The organism is Paenibacillus xylanilyticus (genome assembly GCF_013359935.1).
Lineage (GTDB): Bacteria > Bacillota > Bacilli > Paenibacillales > Paenibacillaceae > Paenibacillus > Paenibacillus xylanilyticus.
Genome location: NZ_JABMCB010000201.1, coordinates 496,119 through 516,354, shown reverse-complemented (window position 1 = coordinate 516,354; position 20,236 = coordinate 496,119). Strand labels below are relative to the sequence as shown.

The following is a 20,236-nucleotide window of genomic DNA, read 5'->3' as shown; positions in this document are numbered from 1 at the left end:
CGTTCTTGTATTACTAAAATCGGATCTTTCAATCTTTATCTTCTGCCGATAAATAGCTTACTCTGAGTCCAATGCAGATTATAGCCATAGCGATATAACTCAAAGTAAGGATACAGGCAGTCTTCCGCCTCTTGCAAACCGTGATAACGAGGCCATTGCAAGTAATAGGCTACCCAATAATCGCAAGCGATAGAATAGTATGCTTCGCTCAATAGCTCGATATTTTCGTTGTAATCGCTACGTGAGCGAAGGAGGTCTCCAAGCGCTACGTAAACGACCTCACTATCCTCTTCATCCGTACCTTGAATTGCTCTTTGCTCTAACTTGCCAATTTCACCTGGCGGTAACACAACGACCTCCGTCAGACTTGCCAAATCGTGTATTGCTTTCCTAGCTACGTCCGCCACTTCGTCATCCTCCGGTACCATGGAGAACAGGCCCTTCAATCTTTGAATTAACTCCTCCCCCAGACCACGTAGCGCTGCCTCGGAAGCATCCTCATGTCCACCGTTGAAATAACCTGGCACATATTCGCCGGTGAAGTCCTCGGGATTCAGCATTTCATAGATCGGACGTATTCTGTCCAAGAAACGCTGGCCGTCTGGAATCGGCTCAAACACGCGTTCAACGCCTGCTCCCGATGGCATAAACCACTGAAAAAATCCGTAGAGATGGTCTGCTTCAACCTCTTCATCATCTTCTGGCTCAAATTCTTCTCCGCCCATCGCTAATAAATAACGGCCGAATTCCTGTTGATTCATCCATACCACCCCTTTCTCAGTTCAGCCCAATTACCACGTTTTCATGGAATACGTTTTGTAACGTCATTGGAACCAATACTTTCAATATAAATAAATATCCACATTACCTGCACACAAATGTACGTTCAAGCGTTCTCACGCATTCCCTTGTACCCTATTCTTCCCATACCCTTGTTACTTTCTCTAATTCCATCTCTTCAAATTGGAGTTTATAGATGTCCGGTTTGCTGGTTTGATTCGTAAAATCGAAGCCGTAACTTGCATCAAAGTAATTCATCATCAACGTCATTACATGTCCGTGCGTGCCAATAGCTACTTTTGTCCCCTTATATTCTTCTAAAATCTGTTTGAACACGTCCACAGCTCTATTCTGGCAAACCGTGTTAGACTCCCCTCCTGGTAATGCATAATCGGGATCTTCAAACATCCTCTTCGAAGCAGGCATAAGTTCTTCATGCGTAATCATATCATCTGAAAAATGCCTTTCCCGAAGGTCCTCCATAATCCGAATATCTAATTCCAGAGCTGTTGCCAGCCCCTCCAAGGTTAGGAAAGCTCGGGCATACGGACTTGAGATGATGGTATGTATTCCTTCGTCCTTTAATATTTCTGTTATTTTGGCTGCATTTACTTTGCCCTTCAAGGTAAGTCCCCTCGTCCTTTCCGTTCCTTCCGTATAAGGTGACTCCGCATGCCTAACCATATAAACGATGGTCTTCATATGCCCCTCCTTGAATTCTTCTGACTTATCTAATTCAATTTACAATAATTTTCAGATATGTGTATAGTAGAAATGAAGCAATATCTCGCAAGGAAATTAAATATAAAAGAGAGGACGAGATCATGTCTCTTTCTAAAAAGAAGTATGTTTTAATCTCTATATTATTTGTACTGGCTGTCTCTGTTGTTACAATTGCTTATGTGAATGGTCATTCGAAACCGGATGAGCCCATTCATCAAGTGGTCAACCTCTCGCCCAATTCCTTAACCCTTCATGAAATAGACAAGCTGGATGCATTTGCTAAACTGATCGTCATTGGTTATGCCACAGAAAACTTTAGAGATCGAGAGCATGTCGTTACTGCATTTGATGATGGAATCATGCAGTCCTTTCACACCAATACAAACATTAAGATTGAGAAGATATTGAAAAAACCCGATGATTTTTCTTCTAATCAGAACGAATTGACGATCATTGAACCCGTCAGCCTGGCAGGAGACGTCAAATATACAGCTAATGACTATGTAGAACTGCAGAAGGGTGATAACAGTGTTCTTTTTTTGCTGAGAAACTCCTATGGTAAGTATGGGTTAATCAATGATAACTTAGGGAAGTTCAGCTTAGAAGAAAATAATCAAACTAATTGGCAACAATCCTTCACTTCTCAAGAATTATCAGAATACGAAGCATTCCGAGACTCAGTTATGGAGAAATACAACCTAAATTAAGTTTATAAACACCAATTTTATATCAATTTAATACACGCTAATGTAAATTCACAGTGTTGATCTCCTGTAATATTCACGGATTTTTTGCGGGTAACATTGGAGATCCAACCCAAAAGTGGACATTAAGGCGTAGACCCAACGATCAATACCAAATGCTGCACAACCAGAGTGCAGGTGTTTTTTATCCATTGAGGACGTTATATCAAATTCCCTACATAACGTATCTTTGACATTATTAAATGAGGCGATGGAAAAGGAAATATCTGAATTGGGAATCTCCACAACTAATTCGTATTTCATATCTGCAAGCATCTGATGTTGTGCTCGTGGGGAATCCTGAGGGAAATAAAACGGGTCGTGCGCAGTTTCTATTCTACCGCAAAAACCTAATTCATTGAACAGATCCCAGATCTCCTCTAAAATATCATTACGTATTTGGCAAACAAACTCTGGTTGTCCAAAATAAATAATTTCTCTCATTGAAAATTCGTTCATTCGATGTTGGCCAACTCTCCAGGCTGCTTCGTGTCTAAAACAGCTTCCTTCAGCCGTAAAAACGATCGAATCTTTTATTTTTTGATTTTTTAGCTCCTGGTAACAATGAAAACATACAGCAGGCGAAAGCATAAATTCATTTAACCTAACGGAATTTTGAATATCATTTTCAATTTTAACTTGTTTGAGTGCGTAATAGTCATGAGGCAATTCAGCTACAAAGTATGCATTTTGAGGGAAGTAATTTACATATTTACATACATCCATTACCTCACGTTGAATAAGAGCTGAATATTTTCTGTTTTTTGCGTTGTAGTTTTGGCTGATGCTTTGAAAAATCAAATCAAATATGGAATACAGTTCTACTGCGAGTTCTTTTTTCATTGTTCCATTTAAATCAAAATAATTCGCTATCTCAGTTTGATCAATTTTAGGATAGGTTCGCTTTTGTTGATTTTGCGTTTTAATCAAGCGAGATCCCATTGCTCTTATTTCTTTTTCTTCAAGGATCATTTTGTGGACAATATCAAGCAAATATTCCGTTTTGGATTCGTTCTCACTTTCAATAATGATCTCTCTATTGATTTCGTCGTATGTACATGCACTTATTCCCTCCATACTATAGGCCAATTTTAAAGTGAGTGCGTGTGCTTGTTTTTCATTTAGCACCCCTGTAACAGGAACCTGTATAGACATGACTAATTACCTCCTTCGGATTGAAACTATACAAAGCATTGAAGAGTGTAACATAATGAATCAAAACAAAATCAAGCAGGACTCTCAGAATGATCTAGGGAAGTCCTGCTCCTAATTCAATACATACTATATTTCATTGATTTGTTTACGACGCTCATAAATTGCGGGCATAATCATATATAACAATAGGATCGCGATCACGCCAGATAAACCAACAAAAATGGTAATGCCTATTGGTGATAAAACATGTGCTAAATAAACCCCTATTGCACCAATCAAACTAGCACCTTTAGTGGCAATTTTGTTAAGTGCCAAATAAGAACCTCGCAAATGATCAGGGGCAAGATCTCCTAGAAGGGATTCATAAATAGGCACAAAAAGCACTTCACCTAAAACCGCTATTACCATTATCCCGAATAAAATCCACGCTTGATTGCTGTATGATAAAATGACATAACCAAAAATATACATCAAAAACCCTATAAACATCGTTCTTTTTTCAGGCCATGTTTTTATGAATTGCGTGAAAATAATTGAAAGAATAATGACAAGTATCGTGTTCTCTGTTCTCAAATAACCGTAAACCTGTATTCCATCTAACGTCCAATTTAGAGGTGACAGTACAAAATCCTGAATGTTATTTTCTAAGCGAATGGCTATAAAATTTGCCAAATGGCTTTCAATCGAAAATAACAACATACTAGCTAGGATGAAAAGGATAAACAGAGAATCTTTCATTACAGTCCTATAATTAACAAATAGATCCTTAAATACATTTTTCTTTTTGTTTTGCTCCTCTTGGGGCATGTTTGTTTCTACAATAAATTTGTAAGTAATGATGAACGAGCATATGGAAGAGAATAATAACAACATGAATAAAAAGAATAAATGGTTATTGAATAGTAACGCTCCAAGCGTGCCCCCCAAAGCTATGGACAGGTTGGTTGCCCAATATAATATACTGTACATTAATTTTCTCTGTGCTGAATTAGTTACATCAAGGAGCATGGCTTCTGAGGCGGGACCATATAAACCGGAGCATATGCTATTCATCACAAAAAATACGATGGTTATATAAGGAAAAGCGTTACCGGGTAAGTTTGATAACAATAACATGAGGTACGTGATTACACGTAATCCCTCTGATAAAATCATCAATTTCTTACGTCCTATTCGGTCCGAGAAATATCCTCCCAACATACCTGCAGTCATGTTACACAAAATGGCAATGGAGAGAATTAAACTTGTTGCACTAATTCCAATAAATCTGGCGAAATAGATAGACATAAAAGGAAAGATCATGTTGGATGTGAGGGTACTAAAAAAAATAATAATAACCCTCAGTCTTACATTTCGATGCAATTGAAAAAATTCACTCATGAGAATTTCCTATGATGACGGGTTCAGTGCGGTATTCCCACACGGTGTTTTCCTGGAACCATAAATACAACATATGCAGTCGATCTTCTATCTCTGTCTGACTATCTCCATATATTAATAGTGAAGCAATGGCATCTACGCTTGATTCGGCACCATTAAATGATTTTCCGATGTTTTCTTCTTTAATGGTGCACTTTAGTACCCATTCAAAGGGCAGATTAGAATCTACAGATAACAACTTCCCGTTTTGAGGAGGTACTAACATCCAACCCGTTAGTCTATTCGAGGTCTGGTTTAATTTAATGGTTTGACCGCATTGGGATCTTATAGATTCTTGTAATATATCAATTCCGGTCGCAAACTTTACACCTTCATTAATTTCCCCTCCACCCACACGACAGGCGACTTCACATAATAATATTTGATCATTAGCAGTATGAAAAAACTCTGCATGAAATGCAATAGGATGGTCGGGTACGGGGAGTGCATTTAATACGGATAGCAATGTTTGCTGAAGTCTTTCATATAGCAAGTCTTCTTTATCTAACATCACGGAGCCCAAATAGTTATTATCCTGAAAAGCTAGGCATCCATTGATATAGCGGGAAGGGCTATACAATAAAATTTTATTTTTTTCGTATAATCCATCGATATGATACATGTCTCCATCAACAAAACATTCAGCCTCCAGATTCTTGTCGAGACCGTTAGCTAGAAGACGCTCAAAATCGGTTTCATCACGGACGATTTTTACACCTACAGAAGCCGCGCTATCCACCGGCTTGATCACAATAGGAAGACCATGTTTCTTTTTGAACTCTATTAAATCAAATACATGATTTATTCTTACGAACGCAGGTACATTAGCTACTTCGGAAACCTTCTCTTTCATAACAACTTTATCCCTGAAAGCAAGTGCACTTTCCGCAGTTTGCCCTTTAATATTTAGATATTCTCTAAGCTGTCCAGCTTTCAATAAATCAAATTCGTGAGCAGCAATGATCCAATCAATTTTCTTTGTTTGATGAAGCTGCACAATTGCGGAATAGACTCTTTCGTCAGTATCGACATTCTCATATCCAATTTTCTCATCGAAGAAATCACCAAAATGCTCGATATGTTTATGCTTCGAAAAGATTATGAATTCACTATTAATACCACTGAGCCACTCTTCGTAATTGACTGTATTCGGAGAAAACCTATTTATGATAACCGTTCGCACAAGCTCCACTCCATTTCACTAATAATTGCAATCCAATATGAATTCTAATACGCCACTTATATTGGAGTGACTGCCTGCTCACTAATTGTATTTATTACTTTTCTTCATATCCAAATGTTTTGGATAAGTAATAGAATTGGCTGTTTACCAAGATGTAAAAAGAGAACAAGTAAACGCCTTGCTTTAATTCCGAGCTTGGCTTCAACTTAATAAATATGGATGAACTTTCCCCCGGCTGAATTTCCAATTTATCCTGATCAATCTCCACATCAATAAGTTCGCTATCAATGCTAATCCCTGCAATGTTTATTTCGAGAGGCACATTTTGCTGATTACTTATCTCATACAATTTCGCCTCTAAACCCTCTCTCCCAAAACGGAGATATGGATTCCCTTTGATCGACAATGCAGCCTCAGGAAAATCAGAAATGCATCCACACTGAAAACATTTATAACTTATTCGTTTCACTGACTTCCCTGGACCTGTCATAATCGAAGATTCAAATCTTGCACTTGCATAACCACAATCATAACAAGTAGAAGTAAAGGCAAGCGCAGTGATATTCGTACGCTTTTCGCTTATCTTTTCAAAAAATATATCCCTCTTGCTCCTTGTATAGGAAACCATCTGACTATATATTTCATGACTCAAATTCAAATATTTCTGTTCCAATTTGCGAAGCGTATTTTCCAGCTTGCTCCTCGATTGTAAGCAGTAGCGATATCGACGATATAAATAAGGGATGGACTTCCAGTAGTTATAGACATCCTCTATTTTCCCTTTTAATTGGCTGCCTATGGAAACACATTCCCTAAAAAAGTCCAGGCTATCTTGATAGATTTCAATTCGCTTCATCGCTTCTTCCACATGATTTTGTACGGTTATGACCACATGAATCTCATCACTTTCAAACGGTTGGTTTGAGAACAAAAGCAATTTCACACTGGAATCATCACTTTTAATAAAAGCGAAGTAAAGTTTCTTCTGATGTAAAGGTATTTGTCTATGATCAGAGTCCATAAGGGATATTTTCGCAATATCCAACCCATGCAAACTCGATTCTTCCACCTGAATATCAACCTCAGCATATGTTTCTTGAGCTATATCAGACAGGGTGACTTCGACCTTTGATGCATCAGTCATGGACACACAAGTCTTCTTGACTTTAAGACCCCCATAGATCAAGTTGGGATCTCCAATTTGATAGTAATAGTTGTTTTCAATACCGCTATACCTAAGGAATTCATTGATAAACTGTGTTTTGACCCCTTCGGTATACCCGTATTTCGATATATTATGGGCCAGAATATTCTCAGAAACATCACCGATTTTAATACTTGGTGTTGTAATGACGCTTAGTGCATGCCCTTCTATAAGGTTTCTAACGATCGTATGACGGTATGGAATAAAGCTCTGTGCTCCGTCACCAAGGTTGCAGCCATTCAAAAACAGAAATTTGGCATACAGGTCCTTGATGGAAAGCCGTTTGCGATTTTCGATACAGCATTGGTCTGTGTGCAGCAGGCAGCGTGGTGCAAATTTATTGCATTCTTCAGTGTTGTTATCATTATCGGGTTCACCTGCCTGCACACTACAAAACAAATAATCATTCATTACGATCGCACATTCGCGACAATGTGACATGTAGTTAAACTCGAGCAGCCTGCTTTGTCGGAACATGAAGTCTGATGTGCTTTCCAGGGAACAATGATCTCGAGGTAGGTAATGGGTTTCCATCTGACCCGCGACGGCCTGTATGGCCTCATCCTCTCGGAGTTTAATCCGATTGGCCAGCACAGAATTCATCCGAATACTGCTATTTAACTTGTCCTCTAGCACGATACGCTTCAACAAATATAAACTTAAAGTAGTGTAATCGGTAAAAGGAAGAAATCCCATGGGCTTTGCAAAATGAGCTAGTTTAAGATTACTTTCTCCATCTAGGAGTGAGTAAGGCATAATAAAAAACCAAGAGTCATCGTGGCCTCTGACACTTAGCCCTTTATTTTGGGTGAACTCATCCAAGCTATTCAGGCTTACCACTTTCTTGCTAAAATAAATAGCATATAATAACGCAAAAAGGGATTCTTCCACCCCCCACGTTGAACTCTCCACCCACAGACAAACTTCGCGGCAGGTAGAGGGCAGAGCAGCATTATGCTGTGCAATCAATTCTTCGATGGAGTCTGTACAATGGATCTCAGAAGCAACGGGTATGTATGGGCTTTCCGAGAATAGATGTGCGCAATCTTCTTTTTCCAGAAAAGCAAAGATGCTTTCTTGATTTTCTTCGAAAACAGGCACCACCTTTAGTGAACCCACTGTTCCAATCCGATCTTTAACAAATAAGCGCAGCTGATCTTTAGATGGCAATGAACGAAATATGACAGAAGGATTATGCATGTTGAATGATTTCTCCATTGTCCCATTTCATTGACGTTTGAAACCAATCCACTGCTGCCAGTAATCGTTCTTCTATATCCTGTTCACTATTGGCAATTAATACAAAGGAAGCCAGACAATCATTGCAGTTACGACCATAGTTAAAGTGTTGGTTAGAGGATGCAAGAAGCTCAAAATCGATTATCTCATCCGGATACTCCGTTTCTGGGGGGCCTAAAAACGTACCTTTCCCTGGATGGACAAGCACATTACCACTGATCGTCCGCGGCTCTCTCTCAACGGATTCCCAGGATATCGGGATACCACATTGCATTTGAACCCATGTTTTCATTAAATCAATATTAAAGGCCGTTTTTAATGTTATACCGATCTTCGAACCACCTACACGACTGGCAATCTCACACAATATTAATTCATCATCCTCTGTGTGGAAAACCTCCGCGTGGAATGCAATAATCTCCGGGCATGGTAGATAGGATAAAATCTGGTTTACCATCTCATTCAACCGCTTAACAAGTGGATTATCAGCTTCTAGAATGTAACTTCCTGATGGTTTCGCATCCATATAAGCGAGACAAGAATTAATGTATACAGAAGGCCAGCAAAATAAAAGCTCCCCCTTCATGGCAAGACCATCAATATGATAAATTCGTCCCGATACAAATTTCTCCGCGATCCATTCTCCCTTGAAGCCTTCTTCTAATCTGTGCTCCAGTTCTGATTCTGTATGAATGATCGCTACTTCTTTGGAGCCTGTCCCGTCTACTTTCTTCACTACGATTGGATAGGAATGAGATGCAACAAACTTCAATACGTCCAGACTAGAAGTTACCTTGCAATAAGGCGACAGCTGAATGTCTGAATGTTTTAGTTTGTCTTTCATCATCACTTTATTGCGAAATGCTAAAGCACTCTCCATCGTTTGGCCTGGAATGCCTAAATAGTCCCGTAATTCCGCTGCACGAATCAGATCTGATTCAGAAATAGCAATAATGGCAGTGAACTTGTATATTTTATGTAGAGCAATAGCTCGCTTCTCGACATTACCATTGACCGAAAAATGATCGAACCATTCCATGTGTTCATAGTTATTTACAACGTGATTATAACTTAACTGGTATTCGGAGGAAGACAACATCACTAGTTTTTGTTTTGTTGAGATTAACCAGCTTTCATAGGGTGTGATGGCATGATCTCTTCGATTGATTATTAAAATAGCCACAATGAGATACTCCTCTCTATACTTTGGCAGGGGATAACTCATAAAAGGTTATGGTATCCGCATCACTACAATAAATCGCCCATTTTGAAGGTGTGCTCTTTATATCTCCAACATTAATAAGGTATTTTTCATACTTGTCCAAAGGTATCGGACTCCCCAACTGAATGGGGATTTCTTCATAAAGCATCTCTCCATCGACCTGATTGACACCAAATAATCTTTGATCATGATTATGACCATAAAAACAAAGCCGATAAGTTAACATTGCATTTTCAATTAATGGATGGAACACATCGGGGTCCCTCTCTACCCATGACAGCTGATGACCATGGATAAAGAGCAGATCCCCTTTGGTAATTTCTCTTGGATAACCTAAAAAGATAGCGATATTTTCAGGTATTTGCGTTGAAGGCATGAGCTTCATCAGTTTTTCTTCCTGATTACCGATAACGCCTGGAAACGTATTAAGTGTATGGATAAATGGATGCGTTGAATCCATAACATAGTCGGATAATGGCATCGGTTCTATCGCAGTTTCATCCGCTGAATATACGGGTTTTTTCTCCACTTCAAAAACATCACCCATACATATGATTTCCGCTTCAGTTTGATCTGTACGTATTTTGGTTACCACTTGTTCCGCTTGAGCAAACCGACTATGAATATCGCCAATTAAAGCAATCTTCATTTCGCACTAACGTCCTGTTCTACTTTGGAAAAATGCTGTTGAATGTATTCAAGAATATGCTGGTTATCTTCTAAGCGGCCCGCAAGAATATGATCTCCATCATGCAGAGCCGGGACAAAAGGTACACCCGTAAGCTCAATCAGTTCTGTTCTTTCGGATCTTTCTTTCGTAACATTGATATTGATGTAAGAAACACCCAGGTCGGTTAACAGTTCCCTCACAGGCTTACAATAGGGACATTTTTCTCTTTGGTATAACTTAAACATAGACTGATTCCTCCGCTAATGAATTTTGAATGGCTTGCAGACTACTTCCTCGATCAAAGGTATAGCCCATTTCGCTTAAACTCATTTCAATAGCACCGAAAATACCCATTATGTCGATTACATCAACTGCACCGACATGACCAATTCGAATACCGGTATCTTTTAATTCACCTTGTCCGCCTGTTACGGTAAGCCCAAATTTGTTACTGAGGATTTGAAGTAACATTTTTGCTGACATACCACCAGGTGCTTTAGCAACGGTAACCGTATTACTTCTTACCTTCGGATCCTGAACGAACAATTCAAAACCTAATGCTTCAAGTGCAGCTCCTACCGCCTTAGCAATCCCTTGATGCCTCCGTACACAAGCATCGTAACCTTCATGATTTAATAATTGTAAAGATACCTGCAGAGCTTGAAGCAGAGATACACCAGGGCTTGAAGGAGCCATCGGATAAAATTTGCGATAACGTGCAAAAGAGAAATAATAACTGCGCGGCTTCACCCGATCAATGACATTCCATGCTTTTGCGGACACACTAACAAAAGCGAGTCCAGGTGGCATCATAAATCCTTTATGTGATGCAGCGAGTACGATATCCAGCCCCCACTCGTCCATCTCTAGCGCATGAGATAACAAACCACTGATTGCATCCACAATAACGAGCGTATCTTTATCCTTAAAATACTGCCCAATACTTTGGATATCGTTCTTAACTCCTGTAGAAGTCTCACTATAGACTACTAAGATGGCCTTTGCATCCGGGTGCAGTTCGTACGTTGCCGCAATGGATTCCATTGAGGCAGATGTTCCCCATGGAGTGCGGATCTCTACCACTTCGACACCCTGAATGCGGCAAATATCTACAAATCGCTCACCGAAATACCCATTGGACACTACGATTGCCTTGTCGCCAATATTTAAGCTATTAGAAATTGCCGCCTCCATCGCCCCGGTCCCTGATGAAAGTAAAATGTAAACATCGTTTTGTGTCCGAAACCATTTGGGAAGCTCCTGATTAATTTCCTCAATCAATGTCTGCATTTGTGGTGAACGATGATGAATGACTTCCTTTGCACCAGCCATTAAAATTTCATTGGGAACCTGCGTCGGTCCCGGAGTTGCCATACGAAGTTTCATAGTTATATTTTCCTCTCTATAAATCAATAAAAAGGGTACGGGTTGCTTCCTGCAAATCAAAATCAAATAAGACAACACGATGGGTGGGAGACATTGCTAATTTATAATTGCTTACAGGAAGCGAAAGACTTGTTCCTAAAATGGAACTCTTGATGTGGGAACTTCCATTCATATCACCAGTCGTACGAAAATGTTGGTATTCATATTTTTTTTCATGGGGGGCTATTTCATTTAACATCTGTAACAGATCTAGAACCGCACCGGGCTCATAACGCATGACGGTTAAGCCAATCGTACTTCCAACTGCACATACATGTACGATCCCACTGCCTTTTTCCATGTCTCCCAGGCAGCATTCAATTTGCTCTGTAATATCATAGGAATGATCAGAGCCTTTCGAAGATATTTTTATTTCTTTTAACATCGCGCGCTCCTACGTTCGTAAATTTAGCTAACTAATGATTTCTTTTCAGTCACCATGTTGACAATGGAGCCGATTGATAAAAAGTTATCAAGAACTAGATCCTTGTCTTCAAACATGATGCTAAAATCATCCTCCAATTTAACAATAATGGCTACGGATGCAAAGGAATCAATCGGCAAAATCTCTTGCTCCGCAGGTGTTTTTTCGAGCTTTGTCACTGTCATGACAATCTCGATTACTTTTTGCTTCAACTCATTATCCATAATTCCACCTACTTTTCATGTCATTTTTTCTTTAAATTGTTCCAGTCTTGAGGTTCCTTCTAATTCATCCGCATTCGAAAGGGAGAAAAAGCGCTCGACAAATGATTTCTTCCATTTCACGGCGCTACCATAATCCAGCTCTCCGTACTTTTCGAGAAATGTTTCATCTCTAATATTTAAAATCGGTTGGAGCTCGTCTGAATAATGTTCATCATACAAGTAATCTAAATAGTAAAAAGAGTAGAACAACGCTTCAGTTGCAAGCAGGTCCTTGGCTCGTTTTGCGAGTAAATTCCAATCCAATCGCCCGCTTTCCAACAGGTTCAGCGTACATTCTCGCAAATCACAAAACTTAATCAAATTTAAATCGGCATGCAGTAGTACCCATTGAACGTTGGTTGCTTCTTTATATAAATGGATGGCGATATGAATCAAAAAATCCATTTCTTCAAGTAAATAAGCAGGTGTATCTTCTAAATTAGTTTGTACTGCATTCTCCAGTAATTCTTTTGATGCTTGATAATTTTTCTTTAGATCAACATCGTAAGAAAAATCGATATCGATATGCCTTACGATCGGGTCCTCAGAAAGTTTTACATGCGGATAAATGTTGCCAATATGCATTTTCCAAAGCATTTCCTCTTGTCTCGATACTTGGTTTATCGTGTTACTGGACCAATCATAATCACCAATCACATACCCAAGTGATTTAAGCACCTGAGAAACTTTGTTTCGATCCGATAAATCAATCAAGAAGTCCAAATCATTACAAATTCGAAGACCCATATCTTTATATACTTTTGGAAGAAGCACAAAGCCTTTGAGGGGGATCGCTTTGATCGATTCTTGATCAAATGCCTTTAAGACCTGCAACCCTTCGGCAAACATCAATTCATTACGATGTTTGTTACTGATATAGTAGGAATTGAATAATCGCTTATACATGTTTTTAATTTTTCCTGATTGATCCAATCGAAGTAAGTGGCCGCCGATCAGCTGAAGCACCTTGTGACGATTCGCCAAAGAAACCAATGTATCGATATCAAATCCCTTATCAATAATTACTTTAGCTTCTTCTTCGTTTTCTACTGTCATCTCAATACGTGAGCAGAGCAGTAGAAGCCTTTCATGATCTTGAAGCTGTATATTTTCGTTCATTTTATCCTCCTAAATGCAGTGGTAATGAAATACTCTCATGTTCCGGCAGTACCCCTGAACCGATGATTCGGAACGCTTGCACTTGCTCTAACATTTCTGTAATTTTGCTGACAGATAATTGAAGCTTGTCATGATTAACTTCTATATAATGATTCCAGGAACTGTCGCTGTTCTCGGGTATCGTTTCAATATTTTCTCCTATTCTATCTTGATGATTGGATAACGATTCAATGAAGCAATGGGGAGAAGATGAAACGGTTGGATAAAAAATATACGCCACCGGGCATTGTACTCCTGGTTCAGATGATGGCATTAGTTCTCTGAATAGCTGGGGATCAACGGCTACCTTATGTTTAGGCGACCAAATATCCTTAATTTCTTCCGCATTCATGTTTATATTTACTTTCTTGATCACTTCCGGGTATTTGGTAAGTGTTCCTATGCCGATATGGGGGTAATCTGGCCAACCACTCGCCATCAGAACACCATTTTTTTCAAATAGAAACGTCTTGTCTCCGCTCATTAATTGATAGCCGAACCGATGTACCAACTCCATGATTGTCGTTGTTTTGCCAGAGCCTTTCGGCCCTGTAATCAAGTAGGCTAAGCCATTACGGAAAGCACACGAAGCATGAAGAATTACGGTTCCTTCATTTTCTTCATTCTTAATCACGACATCTCTAATCAGCTCAATTAAAATCAAATTAAATGCTTCAGAGGTTATGTCGCCACTTGTAATGTCAATGAATTTATTAGGAGCATCAAACGTTAAGAGCGTATTTGTATGCTCGCAGAATAAATACTCTTTTTCTCCAATTTGCTGACGCACAGCCGGAATCGTAAAAAATGCAGATGCACTTTTTCGAATATATACAGATTCCCAACCCTGATTATCAGCATAATTTGCAGGATCTGCTGCTCCCTTTTGTATACGAATGGTTGCTATACACGAAGAAGTATCATCCAGTGGTTCATGGATAACAAAATGTGTGCTGAAGAAGTCAATCACCCTGTCTATTTGAACTCCATCTTCAACCAACATAACAACGTTTGAATTCAGAAAATGAAGTGTAATCGTTTTGATCTCAAACACCTCTATTCAGATATTTAGAAATTACTTGGTAATGTGATTATGATCTCTATAGGCTCTTCGCATTCCGGCCAACGATTTCTTTATCGGATGCGAATCTTCCCATTCAATTAAGGAAGTAATGAGTTCTTGGGTTACAGGGTGAAGACTTTCTCTATATGCTTTATCCTTCATCCAAGGACGTGACGTATATCCGCCCTTCGCTTCGTCCTTGGCTTGCAAGCTAAAATGGACAGTTCGTCTTTCACTACCCGCTTTAGTAGATCCACGGTGAAGTATTAAAGCATTAAATAGTACGAGATCACCAGGTTCACAATACAGTGTGACTTCATTAGGGAGGGGGGACGATTCTCTGTTTAAAATCGCTTGCAGTTCTTGTTCATTCAATGCTCTGATATGCGTACCAGGGACTGCTTTAAAAGCTTCATCTTCATATAAAGAAAGATTGGCTAGCAGAAACGTAGTTTGTCCCTGTTGATCAAAATCATAGGGATCTTGCTGATCACGATGCCAAACAAGATTGTAATCCACTTTTTGAGGAGCCCAGAAAGAATGCATTGTCCAAAATCGAAGTTGATCACCAATGATTTGAGATATAGAAGACATCATTTTCGGATTAGCAAACAACTCGTCAAAAGAAGGGTGACGAAGTTCCGGAGATAAGATGTCCGCAACACCCCATGTATCGTAGTCCTCATCCTTTTGGGTATACCTGGTCTTGAACTGTAAAGGATCACTGTTAACTTTTTGATAAACCAATTCTATTGCCGATCTTAACCTATCTAGATCCTCGGCTGATATTACATTCTTCAATAAAATGAATCCGTCCTTATGATAGGATTGCAGCTGATCAGTGGTTAACAAGGCAAACAGCTCCTTTATCGTTATTTACTTATAACCGGCACTTCCACCTTTTTATATCTTTGTTCTGTATAGTAGTCTTCGGCATCAAGCATTTCTTGAAGCCCTTGCAATTTAAAAACATCTTGAACCGATGCGATTTTATCTTCGATCTGTAAGGTATTCCCTGCCAATTTGATCTGCTGGAATGTTTGTCTGATCGCGTGGATGGAAGTTCTGAGTCCATGATTTGCATAAATAACCATTTTTACTCCATACTCTTGCAGCTCTGAGGCACTAATCTGAGGATAGGTTGTGGGTACCAGGATGATGGGTAATCTATTGGAATAGAGACTTAAAAAATGTAAAATTTCAGAGGGATCATTTTTCTTGGAATGAATTAATATAGCGTCTGCTCCTGATTCTTCATAAGCCTCCGCTCTTGCTACAGCCTCATCCATTCCAGCACCCGCAATGAGTGCTTCAATTCGAGCAATTACCATAAAATCAGGGTTGCGCTGTGTATCCTTAGCAGCTCGTATTTTTCCGGAAAACTCTTCAATGGTAGCGAGCTTTTGTTCTCCCCCAGCAAAACTATTTAACTTGGGAAACAATTTATCTTCCATGCAGACAGCAGCAATACCATTACGTTCGTATTCACGTACCAAATGCATCACATTATTTACATTTCCATAACCCGAATCACAATCTGCGATCACCGGAATGTTGGTTACAGCATCCATTGAAGCAGCGGCTTGTAAATATTGCGTCATCGTGAGGATATTCGCATCCGGCACAGCATTTACTGCGGAAATTTCCAGACCACTTGCCCATATTCCGTCAAAACCCGCTTCCTCTACCAGCTTTGCACTTAATCCATCATGCGCTCCAACGATTTGGATAATTTGATCACCGGCAAACAAACTTCTGAGTTTTTGTGCTTTCACAATAAATCTCCTCACTTTTTGGGAATGGTACTTCCTTGTTCCAACTGAATTATTTCTCCTATCTTTTCCACAATATCCGCGTCGACTCCAAGCGGCATTAGCTGACCAACTCGGTAGCCAAGGTACATGGGATCAAGACCATTCGTTTTGCTGACACGATCAATGTGCTGATAGTAATAGTAATGTAAGTTATTTAGTCCACAGATTATTTCCGGCTGGGCAATTTTCATCGGCACCGTTAATACCTTCTCAAGGAAATACTCGGAAAGCTGTAATATGGGCGTTAAATCATATTCCACTTCATACCGCTTCCACTTATTCATGACCGCTGCGAATTGCTCAGTAGCCAGATTACCTGCCCCTCTAGCCATTCCGCATATGGATGTGTCAATATAAGACACCCCTAAATCCATAGCTCTCAGCGTATTAGCAAAAGACAACCCAAGATTGTTATGTCCATGAAACCCAAGCGGTATCTCTGTCTTATTCTTTAATGTATTTACAATGGTTGTAATATCGTCAGGATGAAAAGCACCGTAAGAATCTGCAAAATAAAAGACGTCAGCGCCTGCGTGTTCGGCCTCTTGGGCAATCATGGCTAATTCACCAGCACCAATATAACTCGCTGACATCAAGTTCAAACAAACTTTAAATCCCCAGTCTTTCAATACAGAGACATAGGTTAATGCATTTTGCACATGTTGGGGGTATGCAGCAATACGAATCCAAGTCACACATGAGTCCCGCAAGTCTTCAAGTTGACGAAGTGCACAGACTTCAGGAATTACCATGACAGCATACTGTGAATACCTAAGTTGTTGCGGAAGGGAAAGAATCAATTCAGCATCACACTTGGCAACGCTTCCAACCTGAGTGGATCGATTGCTCCCCGATCCGCCGCGATATCCAATTTCTATAATCTCAACGCCCGCATGATCCAATTGATGGATCAGCAGTTTAATCTCTTCAGGTGTAAACATCCACATGTTCAGATTTCCGCCATCTCTCAATGTGCAATCTAGCAACGATATTTGGCTAATGTTTCAAACCTCCGTTTCACAGGTACAAATCAAGAGACACTCACAGCCAAGGTAGACGTAAAGCGTTTTACAATTTCTTGTGGTGTCCACTCTACACGTTTTCCAATTTTCCCTGAATTAGCTTCTACCTTGCAATGAATCATAACGGGGCCTTCTTCCACGATCTCCGGGAATTGATCCAGAGTTTCAATAACATGCACCTTGTTATACCCTATATTCTCCATGATTGCTTTTGAGTTTGAGATGGGAACAGTGTGTTGTCCCCCTGTACTTTCATGCATTTCGTTATCTAAAACAATATGGATAAGATTGGAGGGTTTGTGCTCGGCAATCATAAGCGTAATACCAAAATTCATTACAAACGACCCATCCCCATCCAGAACAATAAATGTGTTTTGAGGATTTGTTTTGGCCAATCCCAAGGCAATAGGTGCCGCCATTCCCATTGAACCAACCATATAAAAGTGTTCTGGCCTATCACTGGCATTATACAAATCTCGCGTAATGTATCCACAAGTTGATATGATATGAGCATCTGGATAATCTGTAATCAATTTTTCTATAACTTCTATTTTCCTCATATGGCCTCCTTAAATCGCCTCTTTAATCAACAAAGCAACCGGCATGCTATTCTTTTCAATAAGCTCAGTACAAGCTTTAACAGAAGCTGCACTATGTTCTTTGTCAAATTCCACATAAGGTATTTTAATAGCATCTAGCACATGAAGAAGCCTCTCGCCAATGAGATCATGTTCGACTGCATCATTCTCAAAGGCCCCTCTCCAGCTGATGATTAACAAAGCCGGAATTTGATAGATTGAATATAAGGATGTCAGGACATTCATCGAATAGCCCAGACCTGAATTTTGCATTAAAATTGCACATTTCCTGCCACCTAAATGCATGCCTACGGCAACACCTAATGCAGAATCCTCCCGAATTGCGGGCATATAGACAATCTCTTTCTTTTCAACATACTCCTTATCTTCTAAAATCCTAAATAGTCCCTTTAATAATGAACATGGCACTCCAGTATACGCATTGTAGCCATGTTCATATAATTCATTTGTGATGCTTAACGCTTCATTACTCATTCACAATATCTCCATCTCTACGTTAGTTTGTATAAACCGTTATCTTACTTTCTCAATAATGCTTTCCATAGAAAGAGAAGATGAAATAATTTTATTGGAATAGGGGTGGTCCTTTTCAATGTGATACATACGAAGCGCGTCTGTATCCTTCAAAATATGGCCTGTCAAGATACATGCAACCGTTTCGTCCTTATCGATTATGTTAGCTTGAATTAACTTTTTGACACCGGCTACCGTTGCTGCTGAAGCAGGTTCACAACCGATTCCAGAAGCATCTACCACGGCCTTAGCATTTAAAATTTCCTCATCCGTGACAGACATGGCTGCACCGTTGGTCTCCTTGAGCGTACGCATCGCTTTACGCCAACTTGGTGGGTCACCAATATTAAGGGCTGAAGCTAAGGTGTATGGGTGCGGCTCAGGTTCAAGCACTTGTTTTTGTGCAGTAATCATCTTATAGAAGGGGCTGGCTCCTTCTGCCTGAATAACAGCAACTCTAGGCAATTTATCAATAAAACCCAAGGCGAACAGATCGGAAAGACCTTTTCCTAAAGCCGATACATTACTCAGAGCTCCACCTGGCACCACAATCCAATCTGGCAGTTCCCAATTCAGGTCTTGTGCAAGTTCATACACAATGCTTTTCTGACCTTCAATCCGAAATGGGTTAATCGAATTACAGATATATAGGCCCAGTGATTCACTATGTTCTTCTAAAAATTTTATTCCGTTATCATATGTACCTTCGAAGGAGAAAATATTCGCACCATACGCCAAGGTCTGCAGTACTTTATTTAAAGAAATATTTTTATTAGGCACAAAAACATAGGACTTTGTTTGTGCGATTGCTGCATACATCGCTAATGAAGAGGATGTATTTCCTGTGGAGGTACAAGTGAATCTGCTGTATCCCATGGATTTACCATGGGTAACCGCAACCGTCATGCCATTATCTTTGAAGGAACCACTTGGGTTTTCACTTTGCGCTTTTAACCATACGGATCTTGCCCCCACATATCGCTCCACGGTTTCCGGACTGTACAACCCTGTATTCCCTTCATATTTCGAAACAACCATCTCTTCTTCCACATCCGGAAAAATAAGCTCCTTATACCTCCATACACCACTGGCATATATGGACCGGCGGTCAGACAAACGTTGATGAAAAAGATGTTTTAATTCGTCCGTATCGACTGCACTAAAGTCTTGTTGAATATCCAGCATCCCATTGCAGGTACATGTATAACGGAATTCGCTATACTCCGTCTCACAATTTATACAGATATACTTCATGTTTTATCGATAGACTTCCCGGGTCTATCCTATCCCCCTCTTATTCTGACTTCATGTAGTCCTAGTAGGTTATTTAAAGATGGTTTTACAAAAAAATGATAGTTTCTGTTCCATTGCATAAACTTCGTCATTTAGACTTAATTCTTGTTTAATATTCAAAAAAAGGTTTTATTTTCCACTATGTTACACTAAGACGTTACTCTTGAAAAGCACTTTTTTTCATATTTTAAATTTAAAAGAAAAAGATAGTTTTTATCACATATTATTCTAAATAATGACAAATTTTGAGCGAATTATAAAAAGGAATGAACTATTTCAGAACAACGATATAAGTTAAATCAAATTAAAAAAACCTTGTATAAG

The 20,236-nt window shown here is 39.5% G+C and carries 21 protein-coding genes; 1 reads left to right on the top strand and 20 read right to left on the bottom strand.

The genetic code is table 11. From position 1 onward, the window contains the following. Nucleotides 1-35: 35 nt before the first annotated feature. Together HP552_RS34720 and HP552_RS26600 are read right to left on the bottom strand one after the other, a co-directional pair. Nucleotides 36-761 carry a hypothetical protein gene (locus HP552_RS34720; RefSeq protein ID WP_217506555.1) on the bottom strand — a complete coding sequence of 242 codons (726 nt, stop codon included), beginning with the start codon at nucleotides 759-761 and terminating at the stop codon, nucleotides 36-38. A gap of 154 nt (nucleotides 762-915) precedes the next feature. Further along, nucleotides 916-1,482: a histidine phosphatase family protein gene (locus HP552_RS26600; RefSeq protein ID WP_175398358.1), complete on the bottom strand. Its 567-nt coding sequence runs from the start codon at nucleotides 1,480-1,482 to the stop codon at nucleotides 916-918. Nucleotides 1,483-1,604: 122 nt separating this feature from the next. Here HP552_RS26600 and HP552_RS26595 point away from each other — a divergent pair, with 122 nt between their 5' ends. Further along, a complete protein-coding gene (locus HP552_RS26595; RefSeq protein WP_175398357.1) occupies nucleotides 1,605-2,210 on the top strand; it encodes a hypothetical protein in 606 nt (201 codons plus the stop codon). 48 nt (nucleotides 2,211-2,258) lie between these two features. Here the strand turns inward: HP552_RS26595 and HP552_RS26590 are convergent, their stop codons facing one another. The 18 genes from HP552_RS26590 to thrC all read right to left on the bottom strand — a co-directional run bounded on the left by HP552_RS26590 (nucleotide 2,259) and on the right by thrC (nucleotide 19,873). Continuing rightward, complete coding sequence (locus HP552_RS26590; RefSeq protein WP_175398356.1) at nucleotides 2,259-3,401, bottom strand: aminoacyl--tRNA ligase-related protein; 1,143 nt, start codon at nucleotides 3,399-3,401, stop codon at nucleotides 2,259-2,261. 126 nt (nucleotides 3,402-3,527) lie between these two features. Next, nucleotides 3,528-4,781 carry an MDR family MFS transporter gene (locus tag HP552_RS26585; protein WP_175398355.1) on the bottom strand — a complete coding sequence of 418 codons (1,254 nt, stop codon included), beginning with the start codon at nucleotides 4,779-4,781 and terminating at the stop codon, nucleotides 3,528-3,530. Next, nucleotides 4,774-6,003 carry an ATP-grasp domain-containing protein gene (locus HP552_RS26580; RefSeq protein ID WP_175398354.1) on the bottom strand — a complete coding sequence of 410 codons (1,230 nt, stop codon included), beginning with the start codon at nucleotides 6,001-6,003 and terminating at the stop codon, nucleotides 4,774-4,776. Before HP552_RS26580 ends, HP552_RS26585 begins: the two co-directional genes overlap by 8 nt. A 94-nt stretch (nucleotides 6,004-6,097) precedes the next feature. Continuing rightward, the gene (locus HP552_RS26575) at nucleotides 6,098-8,407 is read right to left on the bottom strand and encodes a hypothetical protein (protein ID WP_175398353.1); all 2,310 of its coding nucleotides are present in this window, start codon (nucleotides 8,405-8,407) and stop codon (nucleotides 6,098-6,100) included. Further along, entirely contained in the window at nucleotides 8,400-9,629 is a 1,230-nt protein-coding gene (locus HP552_RS26570; RefSeq protein WP_175398352.1) for an ATP-grasp domain-containing protein, read from the bottom strand. Before HP552_RS26570 ends, HP552_RS26575 begins: the two co-directional genes overlap by 8 nt. A gap of 16 nt (nucleotides 9,630-9,645) precedes the next feature. Then, complete coding sequence (locus HP552_RS26565; RefSeq protein WP_175398351.1) at nucleotides 9,646-10,317, bottom strand: metallophosphoesterase family protein; 672 nt, start codon at nucleotides 10,315-10,317, stop codon at nucleotides 9,646-9,648. Next, nucleotides 10,314-10,583 (bottom strand): glutaredoxin family protein, encoded by a 270-nt coding sequence (locus tag HP552_RS26560; protein WP_175398350.1) that lies wholly within the window; start codon nucleotides 10,581-10,583, stop codon nucleotides 10,314-10,316. Before HP552_RS26560 ends, HP552_RS26565 begins: the two co-directional genes overlap by 4 nt. Then, nucleotides 10,576-11,724: a pyridoxal-phosphate-dependent aminotransferase family protein gene (locus HP552_RS26555; RefSeq protein WP_246311058.1), complete on the bottom strand. Its 1,149-nt coding sequence runs from the start codon at nucleotides 11,722-11,724 to the stop codon at nucleotides 10,576-10,578. Before HP552_RS26555 ends, HP552_RS26560 begins: the two co-directional genes overlap by 8 nt. A 16-nt stretch (nucleotides 11,725-11,740) precedes the next feature. After that, nucleotides 11,741-12,148 carry a YjbQ family protein gene (locus HP552_RS26550; RefSeq protein WP_175398349.1) on the bottom strand — a complete coding sequence of 136 codons (408 nt, stop codon included), beginning with the start codon at nucleotides 12,146-12,148 and terminating at the stop codon, nucleotides 11,741-11,743. A 23-nt stretch (nucleotides 12,149-12,171) separates the two neighbouring features. Further along, nucleotides 12,172-12,411: a hypothetical protein gene (locus HP552_RS26545; protein ID WP_109998201.1), complete on the bottom strand. Its 240-nt coding sequence runs from the start codon at nucleotides 12,409-12,411 to the stop codon at nucleotides 12,172-12,174. 15 nt (nucleotides 12,412-12,426) lie between these two features. After that, nucleotides 12,427-13,569: a nucleotidyltransferase domain-containing protein gene (locus tag HP552_RS26540; protein ID WP_175398348.1), complete on the bottom strand. Its 1,143-nt coding sequence runs from the start codon at nucleotides 13,567-13,569 to the stop codon at nucleotides 12,427-12,429. A 1-nt stretch (nucleotide 13,570) separates the two neighbouring features. Continuing rightward, on the bottom strand, nucleotides 13,571-14,662 hold the full coding sequence (locus HP552_RS26535) for a phosphoenolpyruvate carboxykinase (ATP) (RefSeq protein WP_175398347.1): 1,092 nt from the start codon (nucleotides 14,660-14,662) through the stop codon (nucleotides 13,571-13,573). Nucleotides 14,663-14,683: 21 nt separating this feature from the next. Beyond that, a complete protein-coding gene (locus HP552_RS26530; protein ID WP_175398346.1) occupies nucleotides 14,684-15,523 on the bottom strand; it encodes a phytanoyl-CoA dioxygenase family protein in 840 nt (279 codons plus the stop codon). 20 nt (nucleotides 15,524-15,543) lie between these two features. Next, nucleotides 15,544-16,446 carry a phosphoenolpyruvate mutase gene (gene aepX / locus HP552_RS26525; protein WP_175398345.1) on the bottom strand — a complete coding sequence of 301 codons (903 nt, stop codon included), beginning with the start codon at nucleotides 16,444-16,446 and terminating at the stop codon, nucleotides 15,544-15,546. An 11-nt stretch (nucleotides 16,447-16,457) separates the two neighbouring features. Then, nucleotides 16,458-17,471: a hydroxymethylglutaryl-CoA lyase-like TIM-barrel protein gene (locus tag HP552_RS26520; protein WP_281366159.1), complete on the bottom strand. Its 1,014-nt coding sequence runs from the start codon at nucleotides 17,469-17,471 to the stop codon at nucleotides 16,458-16,460. Between the two features lie 44 nt (nucleotides 17,472-17,515). Next, nucleotides 17,516-18,067: a thiamine pyrophosphate-dependent enzyme gene (locus HP552_RS26515; protein ID WP_175398343.1), complete on the bottom strand. Its 552-nt coding sequence runs from the start codon at nucleotides 18,065-18,067 to the stop codon at nucleotides 17,516-17,518. 9 nt (nucleotides 18,068-18,076) lie between these two features. Further along, nucleotides 18,077-18,580 (bottom strand): hypothetical protein, encoded by a 504-nt coding sequence (locus HP552_RS26510; RefSeq protein WP_175398342.1) that lies wholly within the window; start codon nucleotides 18,578-18,580, stop codon nucleotides 18,077-18,079. 39 nt (nucleotides 18,581-18,619) lie between these two features. Continuing rightward, the gene (gene thrC / locus HP552_RS26505; protein WP_175398341.1) at nucleotides 18,620-19,873 is read right to left on the bottom strand and encodes a threonine synthase; all 1,254 of its coding nucleotides are present in this window, start codon (nucleotides 19,871-19,873) and stop codon (nucleotides 18,620-18,622) included. Nucleotides 19,874-20,236 lie beyond the last annotated feature (363 nt).